The 21,788-nt window shown below is 70.8% G+C and carries 19 protein-coding genes and 2 tRNA genes; 18 read left to right on the forward strand and 3 right to left on the reverse strand.

Annotation, left to right across the window (positions count from 1 at the left end; all coding sequences use genetic code 11):
* Positions 1–269 precede the first annotated feature (269 nt).
* From dnaN to RYN42_RS01355, 11 genes are all read left to right on the forward strand, one after another.
* Positions 270–1,400 carry a DNA polymerase III subunit beta gene (gene dnaN, locus RYN42_RS01305; RefSeq protein WP_315093057.1) on the forward strand — a complete coding sequence of 377 codons (1,131 nt, stop codon included), beginning with the start codon at positions 270–272 and terminating at the stop codon, positions 1,398–1,400.
* Positions 1,401–1,428: 28 nt separating this feature from the next.
* Positions 1,429–2,394, forward strand: a complete 966-nt coding sequence (gene gnd / locus RYN42_RS01310) for a phosphogluconate dehydrogenase (NAD(+)-dependent, decarboxylating) (protein ID WP_315093059.1) — start codon at positions 1,429–1,431, stop codon at positions 2,392–2,394.
* 7 nt (positions 2,395–2,401) lie between these two features.
* The gene (recF, locus tag RYN42_RS01315; RefSeq protein ID WP_315093061.1) at positions 2,402–3,583 is read left to right on the forward strand and encodes a DNA replication/repair protein RecF; all 1,182 of its coding nucleotides are present in this window, start codon (positions 2,402–2,404) and stop codon (positions 3,581–3,583) included.
* Entirely contained in the window at positions 3,573–4,139 is a 567-nt protein-coding gene (locus RYN42_RS01320; protein WP_315093062.1) for a DciA family protein, read from the forward strand. Before recF ends, RYN42_RS01320 begins: the two co-directional genes overlap by 11 nt.
* Positions 4,140–4,309: 170 nt before the next feature.
* A complete protein-coding gene (gene gyrB / locus RYN42_RS01325) occupies positions 4,310–6,349 on the forward strand; it encodes a DNA topoisomerase (ATP-hydrolyzing) subunit B (RefSeq protein ID WP_315093063.1) in 2,040 nt (679 codons plus the stop codon).
* A gap of 51 nt (positions 6,350–6,400) precedes the next feature.
* Entirely contained in the window at positions 6,401–9,028 is a 2,628-nt protein-coding gene (gene gyrA / locus RYN42_RS01330; RefSeq protein ID WP_315093065.1) for a DNA gyrase subunit A, read from the forward strand.
* Positions 9,025–9,915: a DUF3566 domain-containing protein gene (locus tag RYN42_RS01335; RefSeq protein WP_315093066.1), complete on the forward strand. Its 891-nt coding sequence runs from the start codon at positions 9,025–9,027 to the stop codon at positions 9,913–9,915. Before gyrA ends, RYN42_RS01335 begins: the two co-directional genes overlap by 4 nt.
* A gap of 84 nt (positions 9,916–9,999) precedes the next feature.
* Positions 10,000–10,073: transfer RNA gene (locus RYN42_RS01340), tRNA-Ile, on the forward strand.
* Between the two features lie 22 nt (positions 10,074–10,095).
* Positions 10,096–10,215 carry a DLW-39 family protein gene (locus RYN42_RS01345; protein WP_315093067.1) on the forward strand — a complete coding sequence of 40 codons (120 nt, stop codon included), beginning with the start codon at positions 10,096–10,098 and terminating at the stop codon, positions 10,213–10,215.
* Between the two features lie 10 nt (positions 10,216–10,225).
* Positions 10,226–10,298, forward strand: a tRNA-Ala gene (locus tag RYN42_RS01350).
* A gap of 82 nt (positions 10,299–10,380) precedes the next feature.
* Complete coding sequence (locus RYN42_RS01355) at positions 10,381–11,013, forward strand: GyrI-like domain-containing protein (RefSeq protein WP_315093069.1); 633 nt, start codon at positions 10,381–10,383, stop codon at positions 11,011–11,013.
* 5 nt (positions 11,014–11,018) lie between these two features.
* Here the strand turns inward: RYN42_RS01355 and RYN42_RS01360 are convergent, their stop codons facing one another.
* A complete protein-coding gene (locus RYN42_RS01360) occupies positions 11,019–11,708 on the reverse strand; it encodes a DUF4386 domain-containing protein (protein WP_315093071.1) in 690 nt (229 codons plus the stop codon).
* 162 nt (positions 11,709–11,870) lie between these two features.
* Here RYN42_RS01360 and RYN42_RS01365 point away from each other — a divergent pair, with 162 nt between their 5' ends.
* Entirely contained in the window at positions 11,871–13,076 is a 1,206-nt protein-coding gene (locus RYN42_RS01365) for a histidine kinase (protein ID WP_315093073.1), read from the forward strand.
* Positions 13,073–13,744, forward strand: a complete 672-nt coding sequence (locus RYN42_RS01370) for a response regulator transcription factor (protein WP_315093075.1) — start codon at positions 13,073–13,075, stop codon at positions 13,742–13,744. Before RYN42_RS01365 ends, RYN42_RS01370 begins: the two co-directional genes overlap by 4 nt.
* On the opposite strand, the gene RYN42_RS01375 is transcribed toward RYN42_RS01370, so the two are convergent.
* On the reverse strand, positions 13,741–14,388 hold the full coding sequence (locus tag RYN42_RS01375) for a GNAT family protein (RefSeq protein ID WP_315093077.1): 648 nt from the start codon (positions 14,386–14,388) through the stop codon (positions 13,741–13,743). The two genes, RYN42_RS01370 and RYN42_RS01375, sit on opposite strands and share 4 nt — an antisense overlap.
* 84 nt (positions 14,389–14,472) lie before the next feature.
* Between RYN42_RS01375 and RYN42_RS01380 the strand changes: the two genes are divergently transcribed.
* From RYN42_RS01380 to RYN42_RS01400, 5 genes are read left to right on the forward strand one after another with little or no spacing between them, the layout of a single operon-like run.
* Positions 14,473–15,399 carry an ATP-binding cassette domain-containing protein gene (locus RYN42_RS01380; RefSeq protein ID WP_315093079.1) on the forward strand — a complete coding sequence of 309 codons (927 nt, stop codon included), beginning with the start codon at positions 14,473–14,475 and terminating at the stop codon, positions 15,397–15,399.
* Positions 15,396–16,235: an ABC transporter permease gene (locus RYN42_RS01385; RefSeq protein WP_315093080.1), complete on the forward strand. Its 840-nt coding sequence runs from the start codon at positions 15,396–15,398 to the stop codon at positions 16,233–16,235. The genes RYN42_RS01380 and RYN42_RS01385 overlap by 4 nt, the downstream gene beginning before the upstream one ends.
* On the forward strand, positions 16,232–17,050 hold the full coding sequence (locus RYN42_RS01390) for an ABC transporter permease (protein ID WP_315093082.1): 819 nt from the start codon (positions 16,232–16,234) through the stop codon (positions 17,048–17,050). The genes RYN42_RS01385 and RYN42_RS01390 overlap by 4 nt, the downstream gene beginning before the upstream one ends.
* A gap of 42 nt (positions 17,051–17,092) precedes the next feature.
* On the forward strand, positions 17,093–17,719 hold the full coding sequence (gene hisH, locus RYN42_RS01395; protein ID WP_315093084.1) for an imidazole glycerol phosphate synthase subunit HisH: 627 nt from the start codon (positions 17,093–17,095) through the stop codon (positions 17,717–17,719).
* Positions 17,709–18,506: an imidazole glycerol phosphate synthase cyclase subunit gene (locus tag RYN42_RS01400; RefSeq protein WP_315093086.1), complete on the forward strand. Its 798-nt coding sequence runs from the start codon at positions 17,709–17,711 to the stop codon at positions 18,504–18,506. The genes hisH and RYN42_RS01400 overlap by 11 nt, the downstream gene beginning before the upstream one ends.
* A 55-nt stretch (positions 18,507–18,561) precedes the next feature.
* On the opposite strand, the gene RYN42_RS01405 is transcribed toward RYN42_RS01400, so the two are convergent.
* Positions 18,562–21,720 carry a glycoside hydrolase family 9 protein gene (locus tag RYN42_RS01405; protein ID WP_315093087.1) on the reverse strand — a complete coding sequence of 1,053 codons (3,159 nt, stop codon included), beginning with the start codon at positions 21,718–21,720 and terminating at the stop codon, positions 18,562–18,564.
* Positions 21,721–21,788 lie beyond the last annotated feature (68 nt).

Genomic DNA, 21,788 nt, shown 5'->3' on the forward strand with positions numbered 1-21,788 from the left:
ACAGGTCACATGCACAGGCCGATCACGGGGTGACCTGCACGGACACCGATGATCCACACAGTGCACAGCACCGATGACGATGACTAGACATCTCTCTGAGGGGGATCCACACACCGCCAGAGGGAGCGGACAGCCACGGGAGTCATGTCATCCACGTGCCCGTACCGAGCGTCGGATCCCTCGCGTAGTGTTCGCGTGTTGCCTGCCTGCCCGGATGTCCCCACACCCGTGACGCACGCCGGCCAGGCCAGCTCGACGAGAGGTGAGGCATGAGGTTCCGGGTCGACCGTGACGTTCTCGCGGACGCTGTCACATGGACGGCACGCAGCCTGCCCACACGACCGCCCGTCCCCGTCCTGGCGGGTGTCCGGCTCGAGGCCGACACCACGGGCACGGTCCAGCTCTCGAGCTTCGACTACGAGGTCTCGGCGCGGTCGCAGATCCCCGCGGACGTCAGCGAGGCCGGCACGGTGCTGGTCTCGGGCCGTCTGCTCGCGGAGATCTCCCGCTCCCTGCCGGACAAGCCGGTCGACGTGGTGCTCGAGGGCACCAAGGTCGTCGTCACCTGTGGCGCCAGCCGGTTCACGCTCCTGACGATGCCGGTGGAGGACTACCCGAACCTCCCGGTGATGCCCCCCACCACGGGCACGGTCGACGGCGACGAGCTCACCCACGCGGTGGCTCAGGTGTCCGTCGCTGCCAGCCGGGACGACACGTTGCCGCTGCTCACCGGCGTGCGCGTCGAGATCGAGGGCGAGAAGGTGACCCTGCTGGCCACCGACCGCTACCGCCTCGCGCTGCGGGAGCTGACGTGGAAGCCGTCCTCCCCGGACATCTCCACGGTCGCCCTGGTCCGCGCGCGCACCCTGTCCGACGCCGCCAAGTCGCTCGGCAACGCCGGCTCCGTCACCGTGGCGCTGTCCACCGGGTCGGGCGTCGACATGATCGGCTTCGAGGCCGCCGGCCGGCAGACCACCAGCCTCCTGGTCGACGGCGACTACCCCGCCGTGCGCCGGCTCTTCCCCGACGAGACGCCGATCCACGCGGTCGTCAACACCCACGCCCTGGCGGACGCCGCCAAGCGCGTGAGCCTGGTGGCGGAGCGCAACACCCCGATCCGGCTGTCGTTCAGCGAGGGCCAGGTCGTCCTCGACGCCGGACAGGGCGACGACGCCCAGGCCTCCGAGGCGCTCGAGGCCACGCTGGTCGGCGAGGACATCTCGGTGGCGTTCAACCCGCAGTTCCTGCTCGACGGGCTCGGCGCGCTGACCACCACGTTCGTCCGGCTGTCGTTCACGCACCCGAACAAGCCGGTGGAGTTCACCGGCCAGGAGACGCTGGACGGCGAGGACAACCCCGAGTACCGCTACCTGCTGGTGCCCATCCGCTTCGCCAGCTGATCGGCGCACCGCCGCGTCCTGCGGCAGAGTGAGACCCGGTCGCGACGCGAGAGAGGCACACGCCATGCACATCGGTCTGGTCGGTCTGGGCAAGATGGGCGCGAACATGCGGACGCGCATCCGCGCCGCGGGCATCGACGTCACGGGGTACGACAGGAACCCGGACGTCACCGACGTGCCGTCCCTCGAGGCGTTGGTCGAGGCGCTGCCCGCGGGTGAGCGCATCGTCTGGGTCATGGTGCCGTCGGGGGAGATCACCGACGCCGTGGTCCGCGACCTCGCGGGCCTGCTCACCACCGGCGACATCCTCATCGACGGCGGCAACTCGTACTACCAGGACGACAAGCTCCACGCGGACGTCCTGGCGGAGAAGGGTGTCGACTTCCTCGACGCCGGCGTCTCGGGTGGTGTCTGGGGCCTCGAGAACGGGTACGGCCTGATGATCGGGGGCGATGCGGCCGTCGTCGCCAAGGTCATGCCGGTGTTCGACGCGCTGCGTCCCGAGGGTCCGCGCGACGAGGGCTTCGTCCACGCCGGCACGGTCGGCGCCGGCCACTTCGCCAAGATGGTGCACAACGGCATCGAGTACGGGCTCATGCAGGCGTACGCCGAGGGCTACGAGCTGCTCGCCGCGAAAGACCTGGTCACCGACGTGCACGGCACCATGAGGGCGTGGCAGCGTGGCACCGTCGTGCGGTCCTGGCTGCTGGAGCTGCTGGTCAAGGCGCTCGAGCAGGACCCGGGTCTGGGCGAGATCGACGACTGGGTGGAGGACTCGGGCGAGGGCCGGTGGACCGTCGACGAGGCGATCGACCTCGCCGTGCCCGCGCCGGTGATCTCCGCGTCGCTGTTCGCCCGCTTCGCCTCGCGCCAGGAGGAGTCTCCGGCCATGAAGGCCGTCGCCGCGCTGCGCCAGCAGTTCGGGGGCCACGCGGTCAAGCCGGCGGGGACCACGGGACCGGTGACGGGCACCCCGCCGACACAGTCCGGCTGACCGCACGATGTACGCCGCCCACCTGTCCCTGACGGACTTCCGCTCGTACGCGCAGGTCGAGCTCCCGCTGGAACCCGGCATCACCGCGCTCGTCGGACCGAACGGCCAGGGCAAGACCAACCTGGTCGAGGCTCTGGGCTATGTGGCGACGCTGGGCAGCCACCGGGTGCCCACGGACGCGGCGCTCGTCCGCGCGGGTGCCACCCGGGCGGTCGTGCGCACGAAGGTGGTGCGCGAGCTGGAGCCGGGGCACCCACGCTCCACGCTCGTCGAGATCGAGGTCACGCCGGGCAAGGCGAACCGCGCGCGCGTGAACGGCGGCTCGCCCACCCGGGCCCGCGAGGTTCTCGGCATCCTGCGCACCGTCCTCTTCGCGCCGGAGGACCTGTCGCTGGTCAAGGGCGACCCGGACGGCCGGCGGCGGTTCCTCGACGACCTGCTGGTGCAGCTGACCCCACGGGTGGCCGGCACGATCGCGGACTACGACCGGGTGCTGCGGCAGCGGTCGGCGTTGCTGAAGTCGGCGGCGGTCGCGCGGCGGGGTGCGGGTGCCGACCTGCGCACGCTGGACGTGTGGGACGCGAAGCTGGCGCAGACCGGCGCGCAGATCATGGTCGCCCGGCGCAGCCTGGTCCGGTCGCTCGCACCGCACATCGAGCGCGCGTACGCGCAGGTCAGCGCGGGCCAGGGCGACGCGATCGTCACGTACAAGGCGTCCCTGGACGCGGTGCTGGAGATCGACGACGACACCGCTGCCGTCGAGCTGGTCGAGGCGCAGCTGCTCGAGGCGATGGGCCGGCTGCGCAGCAAGGAGATCGAGCGCGGGGTCAGCCTGGTGGGACCGCACCGCGACGACCTGGTGCTCACGCTCGGTGGCCTGCCGGCCAAGGGCTACGCGAGCCACGGGGAGTCCTGGTCGTTCGCTCTCGCGCTCCGGCTGGCGTCGTACGAGCTGCTCACGCGCGGTGACGAGGGCGTCGGCGGCGACTGGGGTCCTGACGGCGAGCCGGTCCTGATCCTGGACGACGTGTTCGCGGAGCTGGACACCCGGCGGCGCGACCGCCTGGCCGAGCTCGTCGCCCCCGCTCGGCAGGTGCTCATCACCGCCGCTGTGGCCGACGACGTGCCGGAGCCGCTGGCGGGTGCGCGGGTGGACGTCATGGGTGGCGAGGTGGCGCGTGTCCTCTGACGGTGGCCTGTTCCCGCCCACCAAGGCGCCTGACGGCATCCCGTTGCGGGACCTCGTCGACCTGACCCCGCCGCGGCAGGTGGCGCTCGGTGCGCTCGGCCGGGCGAAGGCGGCGGCGGCGAAGCGCGGGTTCCGGCCCGGCGACCCGGCGCGGCGGCGACCGTTGGTCCAGGTACAGATGGGGACGGCCGGTCCGGGGGCGCGGGACCCGCAGCTCATCGGCTCGACGGTCAGTGGTCTGCTCGACCAGCTGGGTGGCACGTCGGACCAGGTGGCGGGGGTCATCAAGCACCGGTGGTCGGAGCTGGTGGGGCCGCAGGTGGCCGAGCACTGCGAGTACGTGTCGTTCGAGGGCGGGGCACTCACGCTCCGCGCCCACTCGACGTCGTGGGCGACCCAGCTGAAGTTCCTGGCACCCGCCATGCTCGGCCGCTTCGCGGCGGACCTGGGCGACGGGATCGTCCTGGAGATCACCGTGCTGAACCCGGGCGGGCCCCGGTTCAAGACCGGTCCGAAGCGGGTCCCGGGGCGCGGGGAGCGCGACACGTTCCGCTGACGGGCGACTCCTGTGGGAAAAGGGGGTCCCGGCCGTTCCACCAGGTAGACTGTGAAGGTCATTCCTGGCGCATCTGTGCCCGGAACTCCAGCGTCATGGAGTGATCCGCCCCGGCGAAGTCCGGTCGGCGCGCTCCGTCGCGTGTGAGAGCTTGAGGAGCACCACCGCCCGTGGCTGAGCAGAGCACCACCCCGTCCACCACTCTCAAGAGCGGAAACGGCGGGTACGACGCCTCCGCGATCACGGTGCTCGAGGGCCTCGAGGCAGTGCGCAAGCGCCCCGGCATGTACATCGGCTCCACGGGAGCGCGCGGCCTGCACCACCTGGTCACCGAGGTGGTCGACAACTCGGTCGACGAGGCGCTGGCCGGCTACTGCGACCACATCGAGATCACGCTCCTGCCCGACGGCGGCGTGCGCGTGGTGGACAACGGCCGCGGCATCCCCGTGGCGATCCACCCGACCGAGGGTCGGCCGACCGTCGAGGTCGTCATGACGATCCTGCACGCCGGCGGCAAGTTCGGCGGCGCGGGCTACGCGGTCTCCGGCGGGCTGCACGGCGTCGGCATCTCCGTGGTCAACGCGCTGTCCACGCGCGTGGAGACCGTGGTCAAGCGCGACGGATTCGTGTGGCAGCAGAACTTCTCCGACGGCGGCAAGCCGCTGGGTGAGCTGCACAAGGGCGAGCCGACCGACGAGACCGGCACGATGCAGACGTTCTGGGCGGACCCGGCCATCTTCGAGACCACCGAGTTCGACTTCGAGACGCTGCGTGCGCGCTTCCAGCAGTACGCGTTCCTCAACAAGGGCCTGCAGATCACGCTCACCGACGAGCGCCCGGAGCACCTGGACACCGGCGACGAGGTCACCGGCGAGGCTGAGGTGCCGGAGGGTGACGCCGCTCCGTTCCGCACCGTGACGTACAAGTACGACGACGGCCTGGTCGACTACGTCAAGCACCTCAACGGCGCGAAGAAGGTGGAGGTCGTCCACCCGGAGATCATCGACTTCGAGTCCGAGGACACTGAGCGCCGGATCGCCGTCGAGATCGCCATGCAGTGGACCAACGCGTACTCCGAGTCGGTGCACACGTACGCCAACACCATCTCGACCACCGAGGGCGGCACGCACGAGGAGGGCTTCCGTGCCGCGATGACCTCGCTGATCAACCGCTACGCGCGGGACAAGGGCCTCCTCAAGGACAAGGACGAGAACCTCACCGGGGACGACATCCGGGAGGGCCTCACCGCGGTCATCTCCATCAAGCTGGGCGAGCCGCAGTTCGAGGGCCAGACGAAGACGAAGCTGGGCAACACCGAGGCCAAGACGTTCGTGCAGCGCGTGGTCAACGACCAGCTGGGCGACTGGCTGGACTCGCACCCGAACGAGGCACGGGACGTCATCCGCAAGTCGATCCAGGCGTCGGCCGCGCGCATGGCGGCCCGGAAGGCCCGCGAGGCCACCCGTCGCAAGGGCCTGCTCGAGTCCGGCGGCATGCCGGGCAAGCTCCGGGACTGCCAGTCGAACCGGGCCGAGGAGTGCGAGGTCTTCATCGTCGAGGGTGACTCGGCCGGCGGCTCGGCCGTCCGCGGTCGCAACCCCCGCACGCAGGCGATCCTGCCCATCCGCGGCAAGATCCTCAACGTCGAGCGTGCCCGGCTGGACCGGGCCCTGGGCAACCAGGAGGTCCAGGCGCTGATCACGGCGTTCGGCACCGGCATCGGCGAGGACTTCGACATCGAGAAGCTGCGGTACCACAAGATCGTGATCATGGCCGACGCCGACGTCGACGGTCAGCACATCCGGACCCTGCTCCTCACGCTCCTGTTCCGCTACATGCCGAACCTCATCACCCACGGCCACGTCTACCTGGCGCAGCCGCCGCTGTACCGGATCAAGTGGGCGAACGCCGACCACGACTACGTGTACTCGGACCGCGAGCGGGACGCCCTGATCACCGACGGGCAGGCGGCCGGCAAGCGGCTGCCCAAGGACAACTCGGTGCAGCGCTACAAGGGCCTGGGAGAGATGGACTACCAGGAGCTGTGGGAGACCACCATGTCGCCCGAGCACCGGACCCTCCTGCAGGTCACGCTCGACGAGGCCGCCGCGGCCGACGAGATCTTCTCGGTCCTCATGGGCGAGGACGTCGAGTCCCGCCGCTCGTTCATCCAGCGCAACGCGAAGGACGTGCGGTTCCTCGACGTCTGATCGGTGACGTCCGGCCCACACCCACGTACGCAACCGAAGTAAGGAACCACCTTGAGCGAGATCACCGGCAACGAGATCGAGCACGGCAACATCGAGCAGGTCGACCTGCAGCTGGAGATGCAGCGGTCGTACCTCGACTACGCCATGTCCGTCATCGTCGGCCGTGCCCTGCCGGACGTGCGCGACGGCCTCAAGCCGGTGCACCGCCGCGTCCTCTACGCGATGTACGACGGCGGCTACCGTCCCGACCGCCAGTTCTCCAAGTGCTCGCGCGTGGTCGGCGACGTCATGGGCAAGTACCACCCGCACGGTGACACGTCGATCTACGACGCCCTGGTCCGGCTGGTCCAGGACTGGTCGCTGCGCTACCCGCTGGTCTCCGGCCAGGGCAACTTCGGCTCCCCGGGCGACGACCCGGCCGCCGCCCCGCGGTACACCGAGTGCAAGATGGCTCCCCTGTCCATGGAGATGGTCCGGGACATCGACAAGGACACCGTCGACTTCCAGGACAACTACGACGGCCGCACGCAGGAGCCCACGGTCCTGCCGTCGCGGTTCCCCAACCTGCTGGTCAACGGCTCGGCAGGCATCGCGGTCGGCATGGCGACCAACATCCCGCCGCACAACCTGCGCGAGGTCGCCGAGGGTGTCCAGTGGCACCTCGACCACCCGGACGCGACGCGCGAGGAGCTCCTCGAGGCCCTCCTGCTGCGGATCAAGGGTCCCGACTTCCCCACCGGCGCGACGATCCTCGGGCACCGGGGCATCGAGGAGGCGTACCGCACCGGCCGTGGCTCCATCACGATGCGCGCGGTGGTCGAGGTCGAGGAGATCCAGGGCCGGATCTGCCTCGTCGTCACCGAGCTGCCGTACCAGGTGAACCCGGACACGCTGGCCAAGAAGATCGCGGACCTGGTCCGCGAGAACAAGGTGACCGGCATCGCGGACATGCGCGACGAGACCTCGGGCCGCGCTGGCCAGCGCCTGGTGATCGTGCTCAAGCGCGACGCGGTCGCGAAGGTCGTGCTCAACAACCTCTACAAGCACACCCAGCTGCAGGACACCTTCGGCGCCAACATGCTCGCGCTCGTCGACGAGGTCCCGCGCACGCTGAGCATCGACGCGTTCGTCCGCCACTGGGTCACCCACCAGCTCGAGGTCGTCGTCCGCCGCACGGCGTTCAAGCTGCGCGAGGCCGAGGCCGACATCCACATCTACCGCGGGTACCTCAAGGCGCTCGACGCGCTCGACGAGGTCATCGCCCTCATCCGTCGCTCCCCCGACGCGGACGAGGCGCGCGCGGGCCTGATGGCCATGCTCGAGATCGACGAGCTCCAGGCGAACGCGATCCTCAACCTGCAGCTGCGCCGGCTGGCGGCGCTGCAGCGCCAGGAGATCCTCGAGCGGTACGCCAAGCTTGAGGCCGAGATCCTGGAGTACCGGCAGATCCTCGAGTCCGAGCTGCGCCAGCGCGACATCGTCTCCGAGGAGCTGGGCGAGATCGTCGCCAAGTACGGCGACGAGCGGCGCACGACGATCCTGCCGTTCGACGGTGACGTCAGCGTGGAGGACCTCATCGCCGAGGAGGAGATGGTCGTCACCATCACCCGCGGCGGCTATGCCAAGCGGACACGGTCGGACAACTACCGGGCCCAGCGGCGCGGCGGCAAGGGCGTCCGCGGCGCACAGCTGCGCGAGGACGACCTGGTCGACCACTTCTTCGTCACGACGACCCACCACTGGCTGCTCTTCTTCACCAACCTCGGACGCGTCTACCGGGCCAAGGCGTACGAGCTGCCGGAGGGCGGCCGTGACGCCAAGGGTCAGCACGTGGCCAACCTGCTGGCGTTCCAGCCGGGCGAGAAGATCGCGCAGGTGCTCGACATCCGCGACTACACCACCGTGGAGTACCTGGTCCTGGCCACGCAGCGCGGCCTGGTGAAGAAGACCCGCCTGTCGGAGTACGACTCCAACCGCTCCGGCGGCGTCATCGCCATCAACCTGCGCGAGGACGAGGACGGCCTGCCCGACGAGCTTGTCTCGGCCCGCTTGGTCGACTCCCACGAGGACCTGATCCTGGTCTCCCGCAAGGGGCAGTCGGTGCGCTTCACTGCCTCGGACGAGTCGCTGCGTCCGATGGGCCGGGCCACCTCGGGCGTCACCGGCATGAAGTTCCGGGCCGACGACCAGCTGCTCGCCATGGACGTCGTGCGCGAGGACGCGTTCCTGTTCACCGTCACCGAGGGCGGCATCGCCAAGCGCACCGCGCTCACGGTGGAGAACTACCGGCAGCAGGGCCGCGGCGGCCTGGGCATCAAGGTGGCCAACCTGCCGGAGGCCAACGGCGACCTCGTCGGCGCTCTGGTGGTCGACCCCGAGGACGAGGTGCTCGTCATCATGGAGCGCGGCAAGATCGTGCGGTCCGCCACCGCGGAGGTGCACGCCACGGGCCGCACCACGCAGGGCGTCATCTTCGCCAAGCCCGACAACGGGGACCGGATCATCGCGGTCGCGCGCAACACTGAGCGACACCTGGCGGAGGAGCCGGGTACGGTGGGCGCTGAGAATGGCCTGGTTTCCCTCGGTTCGGATGCCACGTCGGACCCCACCGAGGTGGCCGGTGACGCGGAGACGCCCGCCGACCAGGCCGTGACCGACCAGTCCGCGGAGGACGCATGACCGATTCCACGCCCCCCTCGATCCCGCCGCGCAAGCGCCCGACGACGCCGACGACAGCCGGTCGCCAGACGACGTCCGTACCGCGCGCGGGGTCGACGACCGCGTGGAACGGCTCCGGGCCGGACGACGCCTCGACCCACGTGCCGTCCGGCAGCAACGGGTCGACGTCCTACTCGGTGCCCACCGTCGCGCCGCCGCGCGCCCCGGCGGGACCGCGGACGGACACCGAGCGCCCGCCCGCCGCGACATCTCCACAGGATCGTGACACGTCCGCCGCCGGAGTCGGCGACGAGCACGACCCGCCGTCACCGATGATGGTGGCGGTGGACACCGCCACCGTCTGGTTGAGGAAGGCGGGCGTCGCCACGTCCGCCGCGTTCGCCGCGGCCACCCGTCCCCGTACCAAGGAACCGACGATGACGACCACCCCGGCAGCCACCGCCACGGCCCCCCGGCCGGCGGCTGACAACCTCACGGGCGCGCGGCCGAGCACGGGTCGCATCCCGACCGTCGGTCCGCACGGCGCCCCGCGCCGCGTCCGGCTCGCCATCTCGCGCGTGGACCCGTGGTCCGTGATGAAGCTGTCGTTCCTCCTGTCGGTCGCGATCGGCGTGATGATCGTCGTCGCCGCGGCCGTCATCTGGTTCACCCTGAACGGGCTCGAGGTGTTCACCAAGGTGGACGCGCTGGTCACCCAGATCACCGGCGCGGAGGGCAACCCCGACATCCTGCAGTACGTCGAGTTCCAGCGCGTGATCTCCGGCGCGACGCTCATCGCGGTGGTCGACGTCTTCCTCATGACCGCCCTGGCGACCATCGGCGCGTTCCTCTACAACATCGTGGCGGCCCTCGTCGGCGGCGTGCACGTGACCATGACGGACGAGTGATCGGCTCGTCCTCGTAGCCGGTTTGGGCGGCGCCCCCACGCTGGGGTAGTCTCATCCGGCGCCACTGCGGCGCGCGCAGTGCACGGGCCTATAGCTCAGACGGTTAGAGCGCTTCCCTGATAAGGAAGAGGTCACAGGTTCAAGTCCTGTTAGGCCCACTCCCGACCCGTGGGGGAACCGATGAAGAAGGTCCTGCTCCTGGTGGCAGCAGCCGCCGTCGGATTCGTCGCGTGGCAGAAGTACGCGCAGGATCGCGACGAGCGCGACCTGTGGGCAGAGGTCACCGACACGTTCGAGTGACCCGCACGTCGGGGCCATGGCGCAATTGGTAGCGCACCTGCTTTGCAAGCAGGGGGTTAGGGGTTCGAGTCCCCTTGGCTCCACCGAGGCACCCGCCCGCACAGCCCTGGCCCGATCGTCGGCCGGGGCTGTCGTGCGTCCGCGGCGACCCGGCAGACTCACCCCGTGACGGCTGCGCCCAAGATCGACCTCACCAAGGCCCTCGACTCCTACGCGGCTCGGCGGGGCACCTTCCGCGTCGTGGACGTGCCACCGATGCGGTACCTGATGATCGACGGGCACGGCGACCCCAACTCGTCGCCCGAGTTCTCGGACGCCGTCGCCGCGCTCTTCCCCGTGGCGTACACGCTGAAGTTCGCCAGCAAGAAGGAGCTCGGGCGCGACTACGTGGTGCCGCCCCTCGAGGGACTGTGGTGGGCGCAGGACATGGACGCGTTCACGGCGGCGCGGGACAAGTCGCAGTGGGACTGGACCCTCCTGCTCCTCGTGCCGGAGTGGATCGACGCGGACCGGGTGGCGGCGGCCGTCGAGGCCGTCCGGGCGAAGAGCGCGCCGGCCCGGCTGGACGAGATCCGGCTGGAGGTCCTCGCCGAGGGGCGGTGCGTGCAGACGCTGCACGTCGGCTCGTTCGAGGACGAGGGGCCGGTGCTGGACCGGATGCACCACGAGGTGATCCCGAGCGAGGGCCTTCGGATGTCCGGCACTCACCACGAGATCTACCTCAGCGACCTGCGCCGGGCGGCGCCGGACAGGCTGCGCACCATCCTGCGGCAGCCGGTCGCGGCGACGGGGCCCTGAGCGGCCTACGCGATCACTGGGACGCGCTCCGGAGGTCGGGCGGCGACGCGGACGCCCTTGACCAGCAGGTAGACGATCAGGCTGAGCTCCGCGGCCGTGGTGAGCGCGTCGACGGCTCCCGTCAGCAGCGCGGGCGCGTCGGGCAGAGCGACGACGATCACCGTGTCCGCCACCCACGCCACGGATCCGGCGATGAGCAGGACGCCGAGCCAGGTCGGGAACAGCGACGTGCGCACCGCGGCGTAGCCCATGGGCAGGAGCCACAGCCCGAAGAAGACCCCGCCGAGGACGTAGCCGTACGCGTGCAGGTCGAGCAGGAGCAGCGTCGTCGTGTCGCTGTGCGCCGGGTCCGTCGCGCTCAGCAGGGCGCCCACCTGGAACGTGAGGTTCAGCAGGATCTGGCCGGCTCCGACCGCGACGAGCACCAGCAGGGCCGTGGCGGCGCGGCGGTGGGCGTCGTCGAGCAACCGGTAGAGGGCGAGCCCGAGGAGGACGAACACCGTGGCCATGAGGATGTCGGCGACGAGGCTGAGCCGGACCAGGGACTCGTTCTCGACGATCCGCGCGGCGGTCGTGGTGGCGTCGCCCTGCGCGTGGACGGCGGCGCGAGCAACGAGCTGCGCCCAGGAGCCGAGCACGGCGAGCAGGAGGTAGAGGAGCCCGGCGGTGCGTGCGAGCGTCGTGGGTCTGGTCATGAGGATCTCTCCTGGGAGTCGGTGATCGGTGGCGACGACCACGGTCCCGGTCAGGGGTGCGCGGGTCATCGGCGATGCGGCGGCACCGGGTCCACCGGACGGTGGAGGCGGTCCGGCCTGAAGGGGGGCGAGGGGGCGCGCGAGGCTGCCTAGGCTGCCGTCATGTCCCTCGTCGCCGCCCCCCCGCCGTCGCCGACCGCGCTCGCCCCGTGGTCGCGGGTCTGGCGGTACCTGGTCGCCGCGATCGTCGGGCTGTCCGCGTGGGGGCTCTCCGCTGCGGAGCACTCCACGGTGTCGACCGGGTCGCCGGGTACCACCGACGCCCTCATCGGCCTGGACCTGGTGCTCGGCGTGATGACCCTGTGCCTGCTGGCGCTGCGGCGTCGGTACCCGCTGGCCGTCGCCTGCCTGATCATCGTGGCGACCGTTGTCTCCGCGGCCGCTGCAGGGCCCGCCACGATCGCGCTGGTGTCCCTGGCCACGTGGCGGCGCCGCAGCTGGATGGTCGTCGCGGGCGCGGTGACGCTGGTGTCGTCCCTCCTGTCGGAGGCCTACTACCGGACGGCGTTCCCGGCCGAGGCGACCACCGGCTACATGGTGCTGGTGCTCATCCTCGTCGGCGTCACCTACTTCGCGGCCGTCACCGCGACGGGGTACTACATCGGCACCCGGCGCGAGCTGGTGGCGTCCCTGCAGGAGCGCGTGGCGACCGCGGAGCGGGAACGTGAGCTGGCCACCGAACGGTCGCGGGACGCGGAGCGCACCCGGATCGCGCGCGAGATGCACGACGTGCTGGCGCACCGGATCTCCCTGGTCGCCCTGCATGCGGGCGCCCTGGCCTACCGCGACGACCTGACCCGCACCGAGACGCGCGAGACGGCGCAGACGATCCAGGCGAACGCCCAGCTGGCGCTCAGTGAGCTGCGGCAGGTGCTCGGTGTCCTGCGGGCCGGCACGGACGCCGAGGGCATCGAGCCGCCTCAGCCCACGCTCGCCGAGCTGCCCGCCCTGCTGGCCGAGGCGCGGGAGGCCGGGTCGGACATCGAGCTCGACACCAGCGCGCTGGCCGAGGACCCTCGGGCGCAGACCCTGTCCCGTACGTCGTTCCGCATCGTCCAGGAGGCGCTGACCAATGCCCGCAAGCACGCACCCGGTGAGCCCGTGAGCGTCCGCCTGGCCGGGAGCCCGGGGTCGCGGCTGGAGATCGAGGTGCGCAACCTCGCCGACGCCCCGCCGCAGGGGCACCGGGGCGGCGTCGGCCTCGCCGGCCTGGCCGAGCGGGCGGCGCTGGCCGGGGGCGAGCTGGAGCACGGCCGGGACCCGGACGGGACGTTCGTCGTCGAGGCGCGGCTCCCGTGGCCGGCATGAGCGAGGGCGGCACGGTGCGGGTGGTCGTGGTGGACGACGACGCCCTGGTGCGCGCCGGTCTGCGGATGATCCTGGGCGGCGCCCCGGACCTCGAGGTGGTCGGTGAGGCGGTCGACGGCCAGGACGCGCTGGACGTGGTCGCCCGCGAGCTGCCCGACGTGGTCCTGATGGACATCCGCATGCCGCGGATGGACGGCCTGGCGGCCACGCGACGCCTGCGCGAGCGCGGCACCTCGGCACGGATCATCGTCCTGACCACGTTCGACACCGACGAGATGGTCCTCACCGCGCTCCAGCTGGGTGCTGCCGGGTTCCTGCTCAAGGACACCCCACCGGCCGACCTGGTGGTCGCCGTCCGGCGGGTGGCCCTCGGGGAGCCGATGCTCTCCCCGAGCGTCACCCACCAGCTCATCGCCGCCGTCACCCGCCCCACCGACGACGGCCGCCGGCGCAAGGCACGGACGCTGCTGGCGCGGCTCACGGACCGGGAGCGGGAGGTGGCCTTCGCGGTGAGCGACGGCCTGACCAACACCGAGATCGCGCGGACGCTGCACCTCGGGGTGGCCACCGTGAAGACGCACGTGGGCAGCCTGTTCACCAAGCTCGAGGTGACCAACCGCGTGCAGGTGGCCCGGTACGTCCACGACGCCGCCGACGACCGCCGCTAGAGACCGAGCTGCTCCCGGGCGGCCTCGATCCCGACCAGCGTGACGTCGGGGCGCAGCCCGGGCGGGCGCGCGTCCCAGGTGGCACGGTCGAGCACGTAGCGGAGGCTCTGCGCCGGCGTGCCCTCGCGGACCACGACGCCGACGCCGTTCTCGGCGTAGCCGATCCGGCGCGTGACACCGGTGGACGCCGCGTTGTCGGCGAACGCGCTGGTGGTCGCGTGCTGCCCGCCGAGGCCCTCGAACAGCAGGTGCAGGATCATCAGGCGCATCCGGGTGCCGACGCCCCGGCCCTGGTGGCGCAGCCCCAGCCACGAGCCGGTCTCCGCCGTCCGCAGCACCGGGAAGTCGCTGGCCATGACGGCCTGGCTGCCCAGCACCTCTCCGGCGCGCACCACCGCGAGCTCCAGGTTCCACTTCTGCGGGGACAGGGACGAGCGGGCTCCCCACTGGTACGCCAGGACGCTCCGGGCCACCTCGGTCGGGGTGCCCCGGGTCCACGGGACGACGAACGGCATCGCGTCCGGGGCGTGGACGCCGTCGGCCGCGAGCCGGGCGAGCGCGAGCACGTCCGCGTCGTCCATGTACCGCAGCTCGAGGTCACCGCTGCGCACGCGCAGCCCGGAGATCGGCCAGAGGTCGTCCATGGCCGCAGGCTCCCGTGCTCCGCTGCCCCGGTCAACCGCAATCCGCTCGTCGGGTGTCGGCGGCCTCGTCTAGGTTGGTCCGCTGTGACCGCACCCGTCATCGCCGCCCATGGCCTCACCAAGCGCTTCGGCGACGTCGTCGCCGTCGACGGCATCGACTTCGAGGTCCCGCCGGGCGAGTCGTTCGGGCTGCTCGGCCCCAACGGCGCAGGCAAGTCGACCACCATGCGCATGGTCGGTGCGGTGTCGTCGCGCACGGCCGGGGACCTGAGGGTGCTCGGCCTGGACCCGAACACCCACGGCCCGGAGATCCGTTCGCTGCTCGGGGTGGTGCCGCAGGAGGACAACCTGGACACCGAGCTGCGCGTGCGGGACAACCTCATCGTGTACGGCCGGTACTTCGGGATCCCGCGGTCGGTGTGCGCGTCGCGGGCCGACGAGCTGCTGGGCTTCGCGCAGCTCGAGGAGAAGCGGAACGCCAAGGTCGACGACCTCTCGGGCGGCATGAAGCGCCGGCTGACCATCGCCCGCGCCCTGATCAACGAGCCGCGCATCCTCATGCTCGACGAGCCGACCACCGGCCTGGACCCGCAGGCGCGGCACGTCCTGTGGGACCGGCTGTTCCGGCTCAAGGAGCGCGGCACCACCCTGGTGCTCACCACGCACTACATGGACGAGGCCGAGCAGCTGTGCGACCGGCTGGTGGTGGTGGACAAGGGCCGGATCATGGCCGAGGGCAGCCCGTCCAGCCTGATCCGCCAGTACTCGACGCGGGAGGTGGTCGAGCTGCGGTTCGGCTCCGACCGCAACGCCGACGCCGCCGCGCGGATGGCGGGCCTGGTGGAGCGGATCGAGGTGCTCCCGGACCGCGTGCTCCTGTACGCCGACGACGGTGAGGCGGTGCTCGAGCGCGTGACCGACCTCGGGCTGCACCCGACCACGTCGCTGGTGCGACGCTCCAGCCTGGAGGACGTGTTCCTGCGGCTCACCGGACGGAGCCTGATCGAATGACCACCACCACCGTCACCGACGCCGCCGTCCAGGCTGCCGCCCGGCCCCGCCGGTTCGGCGCCTGGTACATCGCCGAGCACCAGCTGCGTGGCATGAAGGCGTACGGCTGGACCATCGTGGTCGGCAGCGTCGGCAACCCGCTGCTCTACCTGCTGGGCATCGGCCTCGGCCTGGCGGCGTTCCTCGACCAGCCGATCGCGTCCGGCGCCGACGGGCTGGTGGACTACGTCTGGTTCGTCGCACCCGCGCTCCTGGCGACGGCGGCGGTCACCGTGGCCATGGACGAGTTCACGTTCGTCATCATGGCCGGGTTCAAGTGGCGCCGGATCTTCTGGGGGATGAACGCCTCGCCCATCGAGCCGCCGCAGATCGCCGCCGGCCTGGTCCTGTCGGTCGTGGCGCGCATGCTGTTCACCACGACCGTGTACTACCTGCTGGTCCTCGCGTTCGGAGCCGTGGGCGACCCGCTGACCGGTGCGCTCATGCCGCTGGTCGGCGTCCTGGCGGGTCTCGCGTTCGGGCTGCCGGTGATGGCGTTCTCCGCCAGCCTGACGGAGGACAAGGGGCAGTTCGCGCTGGTGCAGCGGTTCGTCTTCACGCCCCTGTTCCTGTTCTCCGGCACGTTCTTCCCGCTGGCCACCCTGCCGGTCTGGCTGCAGTGGATCGGCTGGGTGTCCCCGCTGTGGCACGCCAGCGAGATCGGGCGGTCGCTGTCCTACGGCTCGCCCCCGGGCGCGTGGCCGGTCGGCTGGCACCTCGCGGTGCTCGTCGTGCTCGCGGTCGCCGGCTGGGTGATGGCCCGACGGATGTTCGTCAGGAGGCTGAGGGCCGGATGACCACCACGACGACCACCGAGCCCACCCGCGGCCTGGTCAGCTCCCTGTACGCGCGCAACGCGCGGTCCGTCGTCGCGCGTGGGCTCAAGGCGACCAAGAGCTCCAGCGGGATCATCGTGCTCTCCGGCTTCTTCGAGCCGGTCTTCTTCCTGCTCGCCATGGGCCTGGGCCTGGGCTCGTTCATCGGCGACGTCGAGCTGCCCGACGGCACCTCGGTGCCGTACGCGGCCTTCATCGCGCCGGCCCTGCTGGCGGTGTCCGCCATGAACGGTGCGGTCTACGACTCGACGTGGAACGTGTTCTTCAAGATGCACTTCGGCAAGCTGTACGACGCGATGCTCGCCACGTCGCTCGGGCCGCTGGACGTGGCTTTCGGGGAGATCACCTACGCGCTCCTGCGCGGCGGCGTCTACGCCTTCGGGTTCCTGACGGTCATGCAGGTCATGGGCCTGAACCTCGCCTGGTCGGCGGCGCTCGCCCTGCCTGCGGTGCTGCTCGTCGCGTTCGGGTTCGCCAGCGTCGGCATGGCCGTGACCAGCTACATGAAGACCTTCCAGCAGATGGACTGGATCAACTTCGTGATGCTCCCGATGTTCCTGTTCTCGGCCACCTTCTACCCGATCACTGTCTACCCCGGGTGGATCCAGGGGCTGATCAAGGCGCTGCCGCTGTGGCACGCGGTCGAGCTGGTGCGCGGGCTGACCCTCGGGGTGGTCGACGGCTCGATGCTCACGCACGTGGCGTACTTCGTGGTCATGATCGGCCTGGGACTGGCGTTCACGACGGTGCGGTTGAAGGCACTCTTCCTCGACTGACGTCCGCATTCTGAGACGGGTGTCCGGTGTAGGATTGGGCGAGTGATCGGGATCATCGACTACCGCACCGGTAATTCGCAGAGCATTTCCTATGCCCTCGAGCACCTCGGTGTCCCGCACGCGCTGGTGGCCAAGCCCGGCGAGTGCGACGAGGTCGACAAGTACATCCTCCCCGGCGTCGGGGCCGCCGGCGTGACCATGGAGTCGCTGCGCCAGGAGGGCTGGATCGACCACCTGTCCGAGAAGGTTCTGGGCGATGGTCAGGGCTTTCTCGGCGTGTGCGTCGGTCTGCAGGTGCTGTTCGAGCACTCCGACGAGGGCGACGTCGAGTGCCTCGGCTGGCTGAAGGGCTCGGTGCACGAGTTCGACAGGTCGCAGGTCCGCGTGCCGCACATGGGCTGGAACAATGTCGAGGTCCGCGGCGACCACCCGTTCTCGCGTGCATTCACGCCGGACGGGTTCTACTACTTCGTGAATTCTTTCTACGCCGTCCCCGCCCAGGATTCCGCCCTGGTGGGCGTCACCACCTACGGCCAGGAGTTCGCCGCCGCGGTGGCGCACAAGAACATCATGGCGACGCAGTTCCACACAGAGAAGAGCGCGCGCGCCGGCCTGCAGGTGCTGTCGTCGTTCTGCCAGCTGGACGTGAAGGACCTCGATGCTCGCTAACCGGCTGATCGCCTGCTTCGACGTCAAGGACGGGCGGGTGACCAAGGCGCAGCAGTTCCAGGACAACATCGACGTCGGCGACCCCGCCGAGCTGGCGGACCGGCTGTACCACGAGGACGTCGACGAGATCGTCATCTACGACATCATGGCCAGCGCCCAGAAGCGCCAGATCGACCTCGCCATGGTCCGCCGCGCCGCGCACCGCACGTTCGTGCCCCTGACGGTCGGCGGCGGGATCCGGCACCTCGAGGACATGCACGAGGTGCTGCGGGCAGGCGCGGAGAAGATCAGCATCGACTCCATGGCCGTCCGCAACCCGCAGATCATTACGCAGGGATCGATCGAGTTCGGCCGGCAGTGCATCGTGCTGAGCATGCAGGTCAAGCGCGTGACGCCGACCGCGACCATCCCGAGCGGCTACGAGATCGCGATCGACGGCGCACGCACCTACACCGGCATGGACGCGGTCGAGTGGGCCAGGCGCGGGCAGGACCTGGGCGCCGGCGAGATCGTGGTGAACAGCATCGACCGCGACGGCACGGGGTCGGGCTACGACCTGGACATCACGCAGCGGATCACCGAGGCGGTGTCCCTGCCGGTGATCGCATCTGGTGGCGCCGGGCTGGTCAGCCACGTGGCCGACGCGTTCCGGATCGGGGCCACGGGTGCGATCACCAGCTCGATGCTCTACTCGCCGCGGGTCGAGCACACGCTGAGCGTCGGGGAGATGAAGGCGCAGCTGGCCGAGCTGGGCGAGCACGTCCGCCCGGTCCACAGCGCGGACTGACCCCGGGACGACGAAGGGCGCCGCACGTGGTGTGCGGCGCCCCTTCGTCATGCGGTCAGGAGACGGTGCAGGTCCCCCCGTTCACCGTGAAGGCGGTCGGTGCGGTGTTGGTGCCCGTGTGCGACCCGTTGAACCCGATGTCCGTGCTTGCCCCCGGGGCCAGCGTCGCGTTCCAGGAGAGGCCGGTCGCCGTCACCGCCGAGCCGGTCTGGGTCCACGTGGCGCTCCACCCCTGGGTCACCTGCTGGCCCGAGGGGAAGGTGAACGCCAGGCTCCACGTGAGCGGGGACGTCGACGTGTTGGTGACCTTGATGCTCCCGGTGAACCCGGTGTTCCAGCTGTTGGCGGAGTACGTGACCGCGCAGCCGCTGGTGGAGGTCGCAGGGAGCGTCGTGAACGTGACCGAGGTGCTGGTCGCCGACAGGTTGCCGGCGACGTCCTTGGCGCGCACCGCGTACGTGTACGCGGTGTTCGCCGTCAGGCCGGTGAGCGCGAACGTGGCGCCCGTGGCGGTCCCGACCAGGGTGGACGTGGTCCCGCTGACCCGCAGGACCTCGTACCCGGCCAGGCCGCTGCCGCCGGTGTCGGTCGACGCCGCCCAGGCGAGGGTGGCCCCGGTCTGCGTGATCGACGACGCCGCGGGGGTGCCGGGCACGGTCGGCGAGACGGTGTCCGTGACGCCCACCGTGGTGAACGTGACCGTCGGCGAGGCCGCGGACACGTTGCCCGCGACGTCCTTGGCCCGGACCGCGTAGCCGTACGCCGTGCCCGCCGTCAGCCCGGTGAGCGCGAACGTCGTGCCGGTGGACGTACCCACGACGGTGGACGTCGTCCCGGTGACCCGGAGGACGTCGTAGCCGGCCAGCGCGGAGGAGCCGGGCGTCGACGCGGTCCACGTGAGGGTCGCGCCGGTCGAGGTGACGCCCGACGCCACCGGGGTGCCCGGCGCGCCGGGAGGAACCACCTCGATGGGACGGTCGGCCGTGGTGAACGTCCCGGCCGCGGACGCGGCGGACAGGTTGCCTGCCACGTCCTTGGCCCGCACCGCGTAGGAGTACGCGGTGCTCGGCGTGAGGCCGGACAGGACCGTGGACGCGGCGGTGGTCGAGGCGACCAGCGTCGAGGTCGCGCCCTGGACCCGGTAGACGTCGTAGCCCGCCACGCCGCTGCCGGCGTCGGTGGACGGCGCCCAGCTCAGCGAGGCGCCGCTCGCGGTGATGCCGGCGGCCACGGGGGTGCCCGGCACGGTCGGCGCGGTGGTGTCGGTGACCGTGCCGGTCGGCTCGGTGCCCCAGATGAGCCTGCCGGCGTCGTAGAGCGTGATGGCCTTGGTCTTCGCCAGCCCGGTCGTGGTGAGGCCGGCGAACGACGGGTCGTTCGCCGCGTTCCACGTGGAACCACCGGTCACCCGGAACTGGAGCTCGCGGCGGTGCTGCGACTGTCCGCCGGGGTGGATGTTCTGCCCCACGCAGGTGAGCTCGGCGTAGTAGAGCGTGCCGCCCGCGCTCACCGGCTTCGCCGTCTGCGGGCCGCACTCGCTGTAGTTGGCCGAGAGCGTGAGGTTCGCCGCCGAGTCACCGGAGTCGAGTGTGAACCAGTACCGCAGGGTGCCGTTCTTCAGCGCGCGTGCGGGGAACGCCGACTGGTTGCGGATCATGGCCTTGACCTCGGTGAACGTGCCACCGGCGGGCTGGTTGAGCATGGCCTCGATGAAGATCTCGTCGCCGTCCGGCTGCTCTGCCACGGGGAAGCCGGCCAGCGGGGTGCCGCCGTACTCCTGCGTCAGCCGGGCCAGCGCGCTGGAGAAGCCGGCGTTGTAGTCCGTCGCCACCTCGTTGGCCGTGTAGTCGGAGCGCAGGTCGGTGTAGGTGTCGTTGGGTCCGCTGGGCCCGCCGACGAGCGCCCCGTACAGGACGTGCCGCGTCGCGGTCGGAGCGGTCAGCGAGTCGAGCCACGACCCGTGCGCGGTGCGGTGGTGCGGGTTCTGCGGCGGGTTGGCGCCGAAGCCCACGACGTAGCTGGACTTGCGGGGGTTGTCGCCGAGCGCGTAGTTGATCTGCCGCACACCGAAGTCGTGGTACCGCGCCTTGCGCGTCGCGTCGGTGAGCCAGTCGGAGTAGACGAGCGCGACGAACGCGGTGTTCGCCGCGTACCGCAGCGACCCCCAGGAGTCGAGGACGGCCTGGCCGCCGGGCGAGTACGGGATCCGCTGGCCGTTGGTGCCGACCGTCCAGTAGTCCAGCCACCGGTTGGCGTCGTCGACGTACTGCTGCTTGCCAGTCTCCATGGCCAGCAGCGGGTACATCGCGTACGACTTGTCGTCCCACGCGACCGTCCACTTGTAGGACCGGGTCGTCGTCTGGTTCTCGACGCTCAGCCTGGTGTACTCCGCCTCGGCCTTGGCCAGGTACGTCGCGTCGCCGGTCGCCTTGTAGAGCCAGTACGCGCCCCACACCAGCTCGTCCTGGTAGCCCGACCACGACTTGTAGTACGCCGAGGCCGCGGTGACGCAGTCGGAGTACTTGCCGCGGTAGGTGTCCGCGAACGAGTAGAGCTGCTTGGCGTGGGTGAGCAGCGTGGCGGAGTACGCGGGGTCCTCGGTCCTGAACACGATGGCGGCCGACGCCAACGACGCCGCCGTCTCGCCCGCGACGTCCGACCCCGGGCAGGACGCGGTGATCTTGTGAGACGGTCGCGCCATGGTCATGACCTCGGCGGGCCCCCACCACTTGTGGTCCGCCTCGCCGTCACCCACCTGCACGTACAGCTCGTTCGGCGCGGTGTGTGCCTTGACGAAGTAGTCGTTCACCCAGCGCAGGTTGCTCTTGAGCTCGTCCAGCTGCCCGGCCTTGGTGTAGCCCTGCGGGGCGGCGATGGCCCCCCACGCCAGCATGGTCGAGGTGAACGCCATGGGCAGGCCGAACTTCACGTGGTCGCCGGCGTCGTACCAGCCGCCCGTCAGGTCCTTGCCCACGTCCGAGCCGTCCGTCAGGGCGGAGTCGCCACGCCAGGACACGCGGTTGTCGGCCGGCAGGTCGCCCGACCGCTGCGCCTCGTAGAAGAACATCGACTTCTGCAGGGCCTCGGCGTAGTTGTACGCCGGGTCGGCGGCGGTCGCGGCACCGGCCAGCGGGGCGACGAGCAGGCCGGCGGCGACGGTGACGGCGGTGGTGCACGCGATCGCGACGCGACCGCGGGTTCGGGGGCGGTGCATGGGGTCCTCTTCCACGGCACTGGGGATGGATCGACTCAGTGGGATCGGTGGTCGCCCCGGCGTCGCCT

The organism is uncultured Cellulomonas sp., assembly GCF_963527515.1.
In the GTDB taxonomy this organism is placed as follows: Bacteria; Actinomycetota; Actinomycetes; order Actinomycetales; family Cellulomonadaceae; genus Cellulomonas.